This window comes from Telluria sp. ZB4P34, from assembly GCF_059686055.1.
Genome location: NZ_JCASIF010000003.1, coordinates 166,827 through 179,569 on the forward strand (window position 1 = coordinate 166,827; position 12,743 = coordinate 179,569).

Below are 12,743 nucleotides of genomic sequence, written 5' to 3' on the forward strand. Positions count from 1 at the left end.
GATTCACCCCGAAAAATGATTGCCCGTATTATAGCCAACCGGGCAATGAAAGCGAATTTACTTCACTTCTTTCCAATACGATTTGTTCAGGAGCCAAGCCAGGAAGGCGAACAGCGACAGGAAGAGCAACACAATTACGCCCAACTTCTTGCGCGTGTCTTGCGCTGGCTCAGCCATCCACACCATATAGGCAACCAGATCGGCCGTCGCGGTGTCGAACTCCTGCTGGGTCATCGTGCCCTGCTGAACCTGTTCGAAACCGACGAATTTGTGGATCGTCTTGCCGGCTTCGTGCGGGTCAGGCACGTCCGCGAACTTCGCCTGGCGCACGCCTTGTTCCTGCCACATCACGTGCGGCATGGCCACGTTCGGCACCACCATGTTGTTCCAGCCGGTCGGACGGCTGTCGTCCTTGTAGAAGGTGCGCAGGTAGGTGTACAGGTAGTCCGCGCCGGTGCCCGACGGCGAGGCCTTGGCGCGCGCCATCACCGACAGGTCCGGCGGCACTGCGCCGAACCAAGCCGCTGCGTCGGCCGGGCGCAGGGCCGTCGTCATCATGCCGCCAACCTTGTCTTGCGAAAACAACAGGTTGTTCTTGATCTGCTCTTCGGTCAGGCCGATATCGCGCAGGCGGTTGTAGCGCATGGCGGATGCCGAATGGCAGTTCAGGCAGTGGTTGACGAACAGCCTGGCGCCATTCTGCAGCGACGACAGGTCGGTGCGCTCCGGCGCCTGCTCGAGCGGGATGCCGCCTTCGGCGGCGAATACCAGTCCCGGCACCAGGGCCAGGACTGCGATCAGTTTCTTCGCAAATTTCATGTGTCTGTCCTTGTGTCCGTGATTAGTGAGCCGAATAGGTCAGGCGCGTCGGCACCGGCTTGAACGTGCCCATCGTGCTCCACCACGGCATCAGCAGGAAGAACGCAAAGTACAGCAGGGTCGCCACTTGCGAGATGATCGTGTAGGCCGGGGTCGGCAGCTGGGTGCCCAGGTAGCCCAGGGTCACGAAGCAGATCGCGAACAGGATGTACACCCACTTGTGCCAGTCCGGACGGTAGCGGATCGAGCGCACCGGCGAGTGGTCGAGCCACGGCAGGAAGGCGATGATCACCACCGACGAACCGAACAGCACCACGCCCCAGAACTTCGCATCCAGCACTTGCGGCAGCATGCCGACGATCAGGACCAGGCCGATCACGGCGATGGCGATCTTGGTCTTGTAGGCCAGGCGCGACTTGAACCAGATGAACACGATGAAGGCGGCGGTCGCGGCCATCAGCACGAACATGAAATCGGCGGTGGTGGCGCGCAGCACCGAGTAGAAGGGCGTGAAGTACCAGGTCGGCGCGATGTGGGCCGGGGTCTTCATCGAGTCGGCCGGCAGGAAGTTGTTGTACTCCAGGAAGTAGCCGCCCATCTCAGGTGCGAAGAACACGATCGCCGAGAAGATCAGCAGGAACACCGCCACGCCGAAGAAGTCCTTGGCCGAGTAGTACGGGTGCGACGGGATACCGTCGACCGGATGGCCGTCCGGGCCGATGTTGTCCTTGATCTCGATACCGTCCGGGTTGTTCGAGCCCACTTCGTGCAGCGCGATCAGGTGCGCCGCCACCAGGCCCAGGATCACCAGCGGCAGGGCGATGACGTGGAAGGCGAAGAAGCGGTTCAGGGTGGCGTCGGAGACGACGTAGTCGCCGCGGATCCACAGCGACAGGTCCGGGCCGATCACGGGGATCGCGCCGAACAGGTTGACGATCACCTGCGCGCCCCAGAACGACATCTGGCCCCATGGCAGCAGGTAGCCGAAGAAAGCTTCCGCCATCAGGCACAGGAAGATCGCGAAGCCGAACAGCCAGATCAGTTCGCGCGGCTTGCGGTAGGAGCCGTACATCAGGCCGCGCGCCATGTGCAGGTACACGACGATGAAGAACATCGAGGCGCCGGTGGAGTGCATGTAGCGCACCAGCCAGCCCCACGGCACTTCGCGCATGATGTATTCGACCGAACCGAAGGCCAGGTTGGCGTCCGGCTTGTAGTGCATGGTCAGGAAGATGCCGGTGACGATCTGCAGCACCAGCACCAGCATGGCCAGCGAACCGAACAGGTACCAGACATTGAAGTTCTTGGGCGCGTAGTACTTGCCCCACTGGTCGTTCCACAGCTTCGACAGCGGGAAGCGGTCGTCGACCCAGGCCAGCGCCTTGGCGCCGACCGGCGCGTTGGCGGGAACCTGCGTTTCCTTGAATGGAGCGCCCATGTTATGCCTCGCCTTTCTCGTCTTTGCCGATCACCAGCTTGTTGTCGGACAGGTACATGTAAGGAGGAATATCCATGTTGGTCGGCGCCGGCTTGTTCTGGAACACGCGCGCCGACAGGTCGAAGGTCGACCCGTGGCATGGGCACAGGAAGCCGCCCGGCCAGTCGTCAGGCAGGTTCGGCTGCGGGCCCGAGGCCAGGCGCGACGAGGGCGAGCAGCCCAGGTGCGAGCAGATGCCGACCGTGACCAGCACTTCCTTGTGTTCCTGGCGCGCGCGGTACGGGTTCTTTGCGTACTCCGGCACCGGCAGCTGGAAGAATTTCTCGGAGTTCGGGTCCGCCAGCTCGCTGGCGGTCTTGTCGAGCGTGGCCAGCATCTCGGGCGTGCGGCGCAGGATCCACACCGGCCTGCCGCGCCACTCGACCACTTTCATTTCACCCGGCTTGACGTCGGAAATGTCGACCTCGACCGGGGCGCCGGCGGCTTTCGCGCGCTCGGACGGCTGGAAGGTGCTGACGAGGACGCCCGCCGTGGATACCCCAACGACGCCGCCTGCCGCGCATGTCGCAACCAGCAGTCCGCGTCGGCCTGAATCGACCTGCTTCTCATTACTCATACCAACCCCACTCCGTGAAATTTCGAATCCTAAGAATCAATGAAGAGCTTCCAGCAACATAAAATTATATGTGAAGGGCAATAACGATTGGAAAAAAATTATCAAGCGGACACATCTGAAGGGATATTCGTCTCCTGTTAGACCCGGAATGTGCCTGTGCGTCCGCAGCATCGGGGCTTGCGGTATCATGAAACGGCTTGACGCAAAAACAACGAAAGGAAAGTCATGTCCCTGCTGGGAGAGTTCAAAACGTTCGCAATGCGCGGCAACGTCGTCGATCTTGCCGTCGGCGTCATCATCGGCGGCGCGTTCGGGCGCATCGTCGATTCGCTGGTCAAGGACGTGATCATGCCGCCGATTAGCATGTTGTTTGGCGGCCTCGATTTTGCCAATTACTACCTTCCCCTGAACGGGCAGCCCACCACGCTGCCGCTGGCGGAGGCGCAAAAGGCCGGCGCCGTGCTCGCCTACGGGAATTTTTTGACCATCCTGCTGAACTTCATCCTGCTGGCGTTTGTCATCTTCCAGATGGTGCGGCTCGTGAATCGCCTGCGCGGTCCCGTGCAGGCGCCGACGCCAGCGGAAAAGGAAGAGATCCTGCTGCTGCGCGACATCCGGGACTCCTTGAGAAAGTAAATCCGTGAACGACAGCGTCCATGAACTCAAGCCGCAGGGCATGCGCCCGCGGCGCTGGCCGGGAGCGGTGAGGCGCTTCTGGCTGCTGTTCGCGCAGGCCGTCACGGTCGCGCTGGCGCTGTATTTCGTGATCGCCGCCATGCGGCCCGAGTGGCTGCAGCGCGCACCCACCCAGGTGGCGCTCGGCCCGCCTGGCAGCGCCGTGCCGGTGCTGCAGGGGCCGAGCCTGCCGGCGAGTGGCAGCTACCGCGAGGCGGCCGGGCGCGCCATGCCGGCCGTGGTCAACATCCTTACCAGCAAGACATCGCGCGAAACGCATCCGCTGCTGAAGGACCCGTTCTTCCGCCGTTTCTTCAGCGACCGCCTGCCGCCCGACGAACAGCTGGCCAGCCTCGGCTCGGGCGTGATCGTCAGCGGCGACGGCTACATCCTCACCAACAACCACGTCATCGAAGGCGCCGACATCATCGAGGTCGGCTTGGCCGACGGCCGCAAGGCGGCGGCGCGCGTGGTCGGCACCGATCCGGAAACCGACCTGGCCGTGATCCGCATCGCGGAGCGCAAGCTGCCGGTGATGGTGCTGGGCGACCCGGAAGCGGCGCGCGTGGGCGACGTGGTGCTGGCCATCGGCAACCCCTTCGGCGTGGGCCAGACGGTCACGCTCGGCATCATTTCGGCGCTCGGGCGCAACAACCTGCACATCAACCAGTTCGAGAACTTCATCCAGACCGACGCCGCGATCAATTTCGGCAACTCGGGCGGGGCGCTGGTGGACACCAACGGCCAGCTGCTCGGGATCAACTCGGCCATCTATTCGCAGACCGGCGGCTCGGTCGGCATCGGCTTCGCCATTCCCGTCAGCACCGCCAAGATGGTGCTGGACTCGATCGTCAAGCATGGTCAGGTAGTGCGTGGCTGGATCGGCGTCGAGCCGCAGGATATTACCCCCGAACTGGCCGCAAGCTTCGGCCTGGGGCGCTCGAGCGGCGCCATCATCGCCGGCGTGGTGCGCGGCGGACCGGCCGACCGCGCCGGCATGCGCCCGGGCGATATCCTGGTGGCCGTCGCCGGCAGGCAGGTCGCGAATACCAGTGAGATGCTCAACCTGATCGCCCAGCTCGAACCTGGCGAGAAGGCGCCGCTGCGCATCCTGCGCAAGAACCGCGAGGCCACGCTCGACGTCACCGTCGGCAAGCGGCCACGCCAGCCCCAATAATCCCTGTCTTTTTCGGATCCTGCATGCACCTGCGTGACCTGACGCAATTCTTAAACGAGCTCAGCGAGAACAACAACCGGCCCTGGTTCCTCTGGAACAAGCCACGCTACGACATCCTGCGGGCGGAATTCCTGCAGGTGGTCACCGAGCTCATCCATGAGCTGGGGGCCTTCGACAAGCAGGTCGCCGGCTGCGACCCAAGGAAGGCCCTGTTCCGCATCCACCGCGACGTGCGCTTCGCCAAGGACAAGCGCCCCTACAAAACCCATTTCTCGGCCGGCATCGCCCCGCTCAACAAGCGCCGTCCGAGCGCGGCGGGCGGGCCGACCTATTACTTTCATATCGAGGCCAACGGCAAGCTGCTGTTCGGCGCGGGGGAATACCTGCCGCCGGCGCACCGGCTGAAGGCGATCCGCGAACACGTGGTCAACGATGCGACAGGCTTCAGCAAAATGTTGAAGAATAAGCATCTCCGCGCGACCTATGGCGACCTGCAGTTCGAAGACGTCCTGCAACGGCCGCCGAAGGGCGTCGATCCGAACCACCCGCTGGTGGAATACCTGAAGCTGAAAAGCTATTTCGTCTGGATCGAGGTGCCATTGCTGCTGAATGCCCCGGAATTGCTGGTGCCGCAGCTGGCGAGCGGCATGAAGGACGCGTTCGCGCTGGTCACCTGGCTGCGGAGTGTACCCGAGCTGCAGGAAGCGCGCGAACAAGAGGAACCAACCGAATAGGAGGGCGACATGGCCTTGCAACATGCAGTTTCGGGCGAACGCATCGCCTTGCAGCGCGGCGACGACGACATCGCCCATTTCACGTCGATTGCGCTGGTCAAGACCGACCACATGGAACTGATCCGGCTGGTGCTGCCGAAGGAAAAACCGATGCCCGCGCACCGGGTGGAAGGCGAGATGACCCTCGTGTGCCTGGAAGGCGAAATCGCCTTCGATGCGCACGGGCGCACCACGATCCTGCGGCCGAACGAGATGGTGTACCTGGCGGGCGGGGAGCCGCATGCGATTCGCGCCAACAAGGATGCGGTGGCCTTGATGACCATTTTGCTGGGACCGGTGCGCACGGGCGGGCCGACGAACGATCCGCGCGGGTCGGGCAATTGAGGTTCGCTGCGCTCTAGTGCCTTGGGCGGTTTGCTGCAAACTTGGGTCCCGGCCTGCGCCGGGACGACGGTGGTTTTGCTGGCCGGACTCCGGCTGCGTTATGTCACAGTCCTGAAGACTGTCGTACCGGCGAAGGCCAGTACCCAATTTTACGTGAACAGCCCCTAAGGGAAACCCTCAAGCCAACTCATCCCTCGGATCCCTGGCCAGCAACTGCTGCACCATCTCCGTCGCCGACACCCCGTCGAACAGCACCGCCGCCACCGCCTCGGTGATCGGCATGTCCACCCCCAGGCGGCGCGCCAGCGCGCGCACCGACTTCGCGCACGGCACGCCTTCCGCCACGTGACCCAGTTCGGTCACGATGGCGTCCAGCTGCTTGCCCTGCGCCAGCGCCAGGCCCACGCGGCGGTTGCGCGACAGGTCGCCGGTGCAGGTGAGGATCAGGTCGCCCATGCCGGCCAGGCCCATGAAGGTGCTGGCCTGCGCGCCCAGGTGCACGCCCAGGCGGGTGATCTCGGCCAGTCCGCGGGTGATCAAGGCCGCGCGGGCGTTCAGCCCCAGGCCCAGGCCGTCGGCCGCGCCGGTAGCGATCGCCATCACGTTCTTGACGGCGCCGCCCACTTCCACGCCGATCAGGTCGTCGCAGGAGTAGACACGCAGGTTGTTGCCGTGCGCCGCCGCCACCACGCGCTCGCGCAGCGGTTCCGCGTTCGAGGCCACGGTGAGCGCGCAGGGCAGGGCGCGCGCCACTTCCTGGGCAAAGGAGGGACCGGACAGGGCCGCGCCCGGCACGACATCGCCCAGCACCTCGGTCTTCACCTGGTGCGGCAGCAGGCCGGTGCCGGCCTCGAAGCCCTTGCACAGCCAGACCACGTTGGGAATCGCCCGGCCCTTGAGCTGCCCGAGCAGCGGACGCAGGCCGGCCACCGGGCAGGCCAGGATCAGGAGCGGCGCTTCGTCCTCGCGCGCGTCGGCGACGTGCGCCACGGCTTGCTCGAAGTCGGCGCTGAGCGTCAGCGCCGGCGGCAGCGGATAGCCGCGCAGGTAGTGCAGGTTCTCGCGCGCCGCCTGCATCTCGGCCATCTGGTCGGGGTTGCGGCCCCACAGCAGCACGTCATGGCGGGCGGCCAGGGCGATGGCCATGGCTGTACCCCAGGCGCCGGCGCCCAGGATGGTGATCTTCGATGGTGTTCTTTGTGCTGGCATGCTTAGCGTGAAAACATCGGGCGCGGCATCACAGGCCCCACACGTCGTTCGAGCGGACGTAGCCGTCGATGCCGTCGCGGTGGCGCACCCGGATCCAGGTGATGGCGCCCGGGTCGACCAGTTCCAGCACGACGCCCTTGTCGGCCGTCATCAAGACGGGGGACCCTTCGTCGGGACCGGCGAAGACCTTGGCGCCGGCCGTGTGCACCACCAGGTTGCGGCGCGCGCTCAAGCCCTTGGCTTCGGTCCAGGCCAGCTCGCCGTTGGCGTCGCGCACCTTGACCCAGTCGCCATAGCTGGCCACCACCTGCAGCGGCATGCCCTGGGGCGCCACGTACATCTTCCTGCCCTTGCTGGTGGGCGTGTCGTACAGGATCACCGATGCGGCGCCGACGCTCTTGAAGCTGAAGGCGAACGCAGCCGGTGCTGCCAGCAGGAGCACACACGCAAGGAGACGGGATGGGAGCATGGCGGGCCGAAGTAGGGGAGAACCGGGACGCCGGAGGCACGGGCACCGCATGCGATGCCCGTGAATAATAGTATTACTGTGCCGGAGCTGCAGCAGCCTGGGCCATTGCCTGCTGGCGCTGCTGGTAGAAGGCTTCGAAGTTGATCTCGGCCAGGTGCACCGGCGGGAAGCCGGCGCGGCTGATCACGTCAGCGATGTTGGCGCGCAGGTACGGGTAGACGATGTTCGGGCAGCCGATGCCCAGCAGCGGATCCATTTGCTCGGCCGGGATGTTGCGGGCTTCGAAGATGCCTGCCTGCTTGCCTTCGACCAGGAAGGCAACCTTGTCTTTCAGCTTGGCGGTGACGGTGATGGTCACGGTCGACTCATAGATGCCTTCGGCAATGCTTTCAGCGCCGACGTCCAGCGACACTTCGATGGTCGGGGCTTCCTGCTCGAGGAAGATGGCCGGGGAATTCGGTTGCTCCAGCGACATGTCTTTCAGGTAGACGCGTTGGATTTGGAAGACTGGTTGCAGATTTTCGTCAGACATGGAACGCTTTCTAAATTAAGGATGGACGGACGCGCCGTCCCGGTACTTTGGTCAAACGCGACGGCAATTGTATCAAAATCAATTTGGGAACAATACCCCCAGCGCCGCGGGATTCAAAGCCCGTCAAATCAGGCGAAACGCGAAATCAGGCGTTCTTGAGCAGCGGATCGAGGCGCCCGGCCTGGTCGAGTGCATACAGGTCGTCGAAGCCGCCCACGTGGGTCTCGCCCACGTAGATTTGCGGTACGGTGCGGCGGCCGGTGCGCTGCATCATGATCTGGCGCTGTTCCGGGTCGAGGTCGACGCGGATGCGTTCGATGTCGGTCACGCCCTTGGCTTCGAGCAGGCGCTCGGCGCGCACGCAATAGGGGCAGCTGGCGGTGTGGTAGAGAACGACGTGTGCGGTCATGGTGCTTCCTTCCTGAATGGCTTGCTTCGTTTACTTGGTCACCGGCAGGCCGGCGGCGATCCAGGCCGCCTGGCCGCCTTCGAGCGCGTGGGCGTCCTCGAAGCCGGCTGCCTGCAACTGGCGCACCGCCTTGTCGGCCCGTGCGCCGGTCTGGCACACGAGGATGACCGTGCGGTTCTTCGACTTGTCCAGCTCGGCGATCCGCTTGCCCAAGTCTGCCAGCGGAATGTTTTTCGCGTCGCGCAGGTGGCTTGCAGCAAATTCCTCGGCCGTCCTCACGTCCAGTACGAGGGTCTTGCCGCGGTTGATCATCTGCGTGGCCTGCAGCGGGGTGGCGCGCTTGCCGCGCGGGCCAAGGGCCGGCCAGAGCAGGGCGCCGCCCGACATCACGGCGATCGCTACGACAAAGATATTATCGAGAATGAAATTCACAAGGGTTCCGTTGGTTGAACTGAATCGGGGCATTATAAAATAAGATGCTGGACCGGATTTCAATCGCAGTTTTTCAAACCTAAAGAAGAGCTTATGTACAAAATCGTATTCATGCGCCACGGCGAATCCACCTGGAACCTGGAAAACCGCTTCACCGGCTGGACCGACGTCGACCTGACCGAGAAAGGCATCAACGAGGCGAAGACCGCCGGCCGCGTGCTCAAGGAAGCTGGCTTCACCTTCGACGTGGCCTATACCTCGGTGCTCAAGCGGGCGATCCGCACCCTGTGGCTGGCGCTGGACGAGATGGACATGATGTACCTGCCGGTCAAGAACGACTGGCGCCTGAACGAGCGCCACTACGGCGCCCTGCAGGGCCTGGACAAGGGCGAGACCGCCGCGAAATTCGGCGACGAGCAGGTGCTGGTCTGGCGCCGCAGCTACGACACCCCGCCGCCCAGCCTGGAAGCGGACGACCCGCGTACCTCCTTCAATGACCCGCGCTACGCCGGCCTGGACAAGAACCAGATCCCGCTGACCGAATGCCTGAAGGACACCGTGGCCCGCGTGATGCCGGCCTGGGACGAAGAAATCGCGCCGGCCATCCGCGCCGGCAAGAACATCCTGATCTCCGCCCACGGCAACAGCCTGCGCGCCATTATCAAGATGCTGGACAACATCAGCGACAGCGACATCGTCGGCCTGAACATCCCGAACGGCCAGCCGCTGGTGTACGAACTGGATGCCGACCTGAAGCCGATCAAGAGCTACTACCTGGGCGACCAGGCGGCGATCGCCGCCGCCATGGCGGCCGTGGCCAACCAAGGGAAGGCGAAGTAAGCTCTTGCGTTTGCCATTCACGAAGTCCGCCGGCAGCGCGCTGATCTGCGCGCTGCTGGCTGTCGCGCTGTCCGACTCCGCCCTCGCCCAACGCCAGACCGACCGCAGCCGCCAGAAGGCGACGGCGGAAAAGCAGCGCGCCGGCATCCAGCAAAAGCTGGAGGCGATCAAGCGCGACATCGCCCGCACCGAAGACGCCCGTGACGACGCCGCCGACGAGCTGGCGGAGTCGGAGGCCGCCATTTCCGACGCCAACCGCGCCCTGCGCGACCTGGCCGAGGAGCAGGACGCCACCAGCACCCGCCTGTACACGCTGTCGACGGAAGGCGAGCGGCTGCAGCAGACAATTGTTAATCAAAAGAAACAATTGTCGCAACTGCTGCGCGAACATTACGTGGCCGGCAACGAAGACCGGATCAAGCTGCTGCTGTCCGGCGACAATCCGAACCGCATCAACCGCGACCTGCAGATGATGGCCTATGTGTCGCAGGCCCAGGCGAAGCTCCTGACCTCGCTGCGCACCAACCTGGCCGAGGTCGAGGCCAACCGCGACAAGGTCGAGAACGCCCAGCAGGAACTGCAGGAGATCGCAGGCGAGCAGCAACAGCAAAAGGCATTGCTGGAAAAGGAAAAGGCCAAGCGCACCGCGCTGCTGCAGAACCTGTCGACCCGGCTGGCCGACCAGCGCAAGCAGGTCGACCGCCTGCAGCGCGACGAGCAGCGCATGTCGGGCCTGGTCGACCGCCTGTCGCGCCTGATCCGCGAGCAGGCCGAAGCCGAGCAGCGCCGCCAGGCCGCTTTGGCCGCCGCCAGGGCCAAGGCCGCGGCGGAAGAAAAGGCGCGCGCCCTGGCGCGCGCGAAGGCCGCCGCCGAGCAAGCCGAGCGCGAGCGCATCGCGCGCCAGAGCGGCAAGCCGCGCAGTGAGCCAAGTCGGCCGGAGCCGGAGCCGCCCAAGGTGGCTGAACAGCCGAAACCGCTTGATACCAGGCCGAGCGCGCCACCGCCGCCGGAAGTCGCGTTGGCCCCGCCGGCGCCGGCAGGCGCTTTCGCCAGCCTGAAGGGCCGCCTGACGGTGCCGGTGAACGGCAGCGTGGCTGCCCGCTATGGCACCCGCCGCGGCCAGGGTCCGAGCTGGAAGGGCATGTTCATCAAGGCGCCGGAAGGCGCTGAAGTGCGTGCCGCCGGCCCAGGCCGGATCGTGCACGCCGACTGGCTGCGCGGCTGGGGCAACGTGATCATCATCGACCACGGCGGCGAGTACCTGTCGATTTATGGGAGCAATTCGGCCCTGCTCAAGCGCGCAGGCGACATGGTGAAGGCGGGGGACGTGGTCGCGAGCGCGGGCAACACCGGCGGCAACGAGGAATCGGGGCTATACTTTGAGCTCAGGCATCGCGGCCAGCCTTTCGATCCGGCAGGCTGGGTCAAATTCTAAGAGAAAGTGAACAAGCGATGGGCAAGGCAAAGAATATCGGACTGATCGGACTGGGCATGGTGGCCGGCGTGGCCGCCTCCTTCCAGTTCTCGGCCCATGCGCAGAAAGAAACCGGCGCGCCGCTCCCGCTCGACGAACTGCGCCAGCTGGCCGACGTCTACGGCCTCATCAAGACCGACTACGTCGAACCGGTGGAAGACAAGAAGCTGCTGTCCGAAGCGATCGGCGGCATGGTCGCCTCGCTCGACCCGCACTCGACCTACCTGGACCAGAAAGCCTTCCGCGAAATGAAGGAAGCGGTGCAGGGCAAGTTCGTCGGCGTCGGCGTCGAGGTGGCCAGCGAAGACGGCTACGTCAAGATCGTCGCTCCGATCGAGGACACGCCGGCGCACAAGGCCGGCATCAAGTCCGGCGACCTGATCACCCGCATCGATAACGTCCCGGTACGCAATATGTCGCTCGACGAAGCGATCAAGCGCATGCGCGGCAAGGCCGGCAGCAAGGTCACCCTCACCATTGCGCGCCGCGGCGAAGACCGGCCATGGGTGCTGCCGATCCAGCGCCAGGAAATCGTGGTGGCGAGCGTGAAGGCCAGGATGGTCGAGCCGGGCTATGCCTGGCTGCGCGTGAGCCAGTTCCAGGAAAACACCGTCGACGAGCTGGCCAAGAAGGCCAAGGCTTTATACGCCGAGAATCCGCAGATCAAGGGCCTGGTGCTGGACCTGCGCAACGATCCGGGCGGCCTGCTGCCGGGTGCGATCGGCGTGTCGGCGGCCTTCCTGCCCCAGCCGGAACAACTGATCGTCTCGACCAAGGGCCAGTTGCCGGACTCGAACCAGCAGTTCTACGGCCGCCGCGAATTCTATTCCCAGCGCGGCGCCGACCCGCTGGCCGGCCTGCCGGCGGGCATCAAGACCGTGCCCATGGTGGTGCTGGTGAACGGCGGTTCCGCGTCGGCGTCCGAGATCGTGGCCGGCGCCCTGCAGGACTACAAGCGCGCCATCATCATGGGCAGCCAGACCTTCGGCAAAGGCTCGGTGCAGACCCTGCGCCAGCTGTCGCCCGACACCGCGGTCAAGCTCACCACGGCGCGCTACTACACGCCGAAGGGCCGCCCGATCCAGGCCACCGGCATCGTGCCCGACATGTGGGTGGACGAGACAGCCGAAGGCGACGCCCTGGCCGTGCTGCGCGTGCGCGAGGCCGACCTGGAGCGCCACCTGGCCGGTGAAGGAGAGAAAAGCGCCGCCGCGAAAAACCAGAAGGAGGCGCTCGAAGCCCAGCAGCGCGCCATCGCCCAGCTGAAAGACCGCAAGCCGCTCGACTACGGCAGCAAGGACGATTTCCAGCTGATGCAGGCACTCAATCACTTCAAGGGGCAGCCGGTGCAGCTGGCCAGGTCGGAGCCGGAGGCATTGAAGCCGGCGGCGCCGAAGGCCTTGCCGGGGACGGAGACCAAGCCGCCGGAGCTCAAGGCGCCGGCGAAGAAGTGAACTACATAAGCGCAGGCGTAGGGTGGTCGGGGCATTTCAGGCCGGTGGCCTGAAATGCGAACGACCGCGCGTTCAACCAGC

Annotated in this window: 15 protein-coding genes; 7 read left to right on the plus strand and 8 right to left on the minus strand. The window is 64.8% G+C overall.

The window, feature by feature from the left end; translation table 11 throughout:
• Positions 1-57: 57 nt before the first annotated feature.
• Genes AC56KL_RS07670 through petA form a run of 3 tightly spaced genes read right to left on the minus strand, consistent with a single transcriptional unit; the run spans position 58 to position 2,873 of the window.
• On the minus strand, positions 58-819 hold the full coding sequence (locus AC56KL_RS07670) for a cytochrome c1 (protein ID WP_497179571.1): 762 nt from the start codon (positions 817-819) through the stop codon (positions 58-60).
• A gap of 22 nt (positions 820-841) precedes the next feature.
• A complete protein-coding gene (locus AC56KL_RS07675) occupies positions 842-2,257 on the minus strand; it encodes a cytochrome b (protein WP_497179572.1) in 1,416 nt (471 codons plus the stop codon).
• 1 nt (position 2,258) lies between these two features.
• A complete protein-coding gene (petA, locus tag AC56KL_RS07680; RefSeq protein ID WP_497179573.1) occupies positions 2,259-2,873 on the minus strand; it encodes a ubiquinol-cytochrome c reductase iron-sulfur subunit in 615 nt (204 codons plus the stop codon).
• A 225-nt stretch (positions 2,874-3,098) separates the two neighbouring features.
• On the opposite strand from petA, the gene mscL reads away from it, so the two are divergent.
• From mscL to AC56KL_RS07700, 4 genes are all read left to right on the plus strand, one after another.
• A complete protein-coding gene (gene mscL, locus AC56KL_RS07685; RefSeq protein WP_497179574.1) occupies positions 3,099-3,509 on the plus strand; it encodes a large conductance mechanosensitive channel protein MscL in 411 nt (136 codons plus the stop codon).
• Between the two features lie 67 nt (positions 3,510-3,576).
• Entirely contained in the window at positions 3,577-4,725 is a 1,149-nt protein-coding gene (locus AC56KL_RS07690) for a Do family serine endopeptidase (RefSeq protein WP_497179803.1), read from the plus strand.
• A 23-nt stretch (positions 4,726-4,748) separates the two neighbouring features.
• Positions 4,749-5,459 carry a DUF2461 domain-containing protein gene (locus AC56KL_RS07695; protein ID WP_497179575.1) on the plus strand — a complete coding sequence of 237 codons (711 nt, stop codon included), beginning with the start codon at positions 4,749-4,751 and terminating at the stop codon, positions 5,457-5,459.
• A 9-nt stretch (positions 5,460-5,468) separates the two neighbouring features.
• Positions 5,469-5,843 carry a cupin domain-containing protein gene (locus tag AC56KL_RS07700; RefSeq protein ID WP_497179576.1) on the plus strand — a complete coding sequence of 125 codons (375 nt, stop codon included), beginning with the start codon at positions 5,469-5,471 and terminating at the stop codon, positions 5,841-5,843.
• 177 nt (positions 5,844-6,020) lie between these two features.
• On the opposite strand, the gene AC56KL_RS07705 is transcribed toward AC56KL_RS07700, so the two are convergent.
• The 5 genes from AC56KL_RS07705 to AC56KL_RS07725 form a co-directional block, all read right to left on the minus strand.
• On the minus strand, positions 6,021-7,052 hold the full coding sequence (locus AC56KL_RS07705) for an NAD(P)H-dependent glycerol-3-phosphate dehydrogenase (RefSeq protein WP_497179577.1): 1,032 nt from the start codon (positions 7,050-7,052) through the stop codon (positions 6,021-6,023).
• A gap of 28 nt (positions 7,053-7,080) precedes the next feature.
• Positions 7,081-7,521 (minus strand): SH3 domain-containing protein, encoded by a 441-nt coding sequence (locus AC56KL_RS07710; protein WP_497179578.1) that lies wholly within the window; start codon positions 7,519-7,521, stop codon positions 7,081-7,083.
• Positions 7,522-7,594: 73 nt separating this feature from the next.
• Positions 7,595-8,053, minus strand: coding sequence for a protein-export chaperone SecB (gene secB / locus AC56KL_RS07715; protein ID WP_369091439.1), 459 nt, complete (start codon positions 8,051-8,053; stop codon positions 7,595-7,597).
• Positions 8,054-8,198: 145 nt separating this feature from the next.
• A complete protein-coding gene (gene grxC, locus AC56KL_RS07720; protein ID WP_497179579.1) occupies positions 8,199-8,462 on the minus strand; it encodes a glutaredoxin 3 in 264 nt (87 codons plus the stop codon).
• A 30-nt stretch (positions 8,463-8,492) separates the two neighbouring features.
• Positions 8,493-8,894: a rhodanese-like domain-containing protein gene (locus AC56KL_RS07725; RefSeq protein ID WP_497179580.1), complete on the minus strand. Its 402-nt coding sequence runs from the start codon at positions 8,892-8,894 to the stop codon at positions 8,493-8,495.
• Between the two features lie 93 nt (positions 8,895-8,987).
• Between AC56KL_RS07725 and gpmA the strand changes: the two genes are divergently transcribed.
• The 3 genes from gpmA to AC56KL_RS07740 are packed head-to-tail and all read left to right on the plus strand — an operon-like array spanning position 8,988 to position 12,662.
• Positions 8,988-9,734 carry a 2,3-diphosphoglycerate-dependent phosphoglycerate mutase gene (gpmA, locus tag AC56KL_RS07730; RefSeq protein ID WP_497179581.1) on the plus strand — a complete coding sequence of 249 codons (747 nt, stop codon included), beginning with the start codon at positions 8,988-8,990 and terminating at the stop codon, positions 9,732-9,734.
• Positions 9,735-9,744: 10 nt separating this feature from the next.
• Positions 9,745-11,169: a murein hydrolase activator EnvC family protein gene (locus AC56KL_RS07735; protein WP_497179804.1), complete on the plus strand. Its 1,425-nt coding sequence runs from the start codon at positions 9,745-9,747 to the stop codon at positions 11,167-11,169.
• 17 nt (positions 11,170-11,186) lie between these two features.
• Positions 11,187-12,662 (plus strand): S41 family peptidase, encoded by a 1,476-nt coding sequence (locus tag AC56KL_RS07740; protein ID WP_497179582.1) that lies wholly within the window; start codon positions 11,187-11,189, stop codon positions 12,660-12,662.
• Positions 12,663-12,743: the final 81 nt, after the last annotated feature.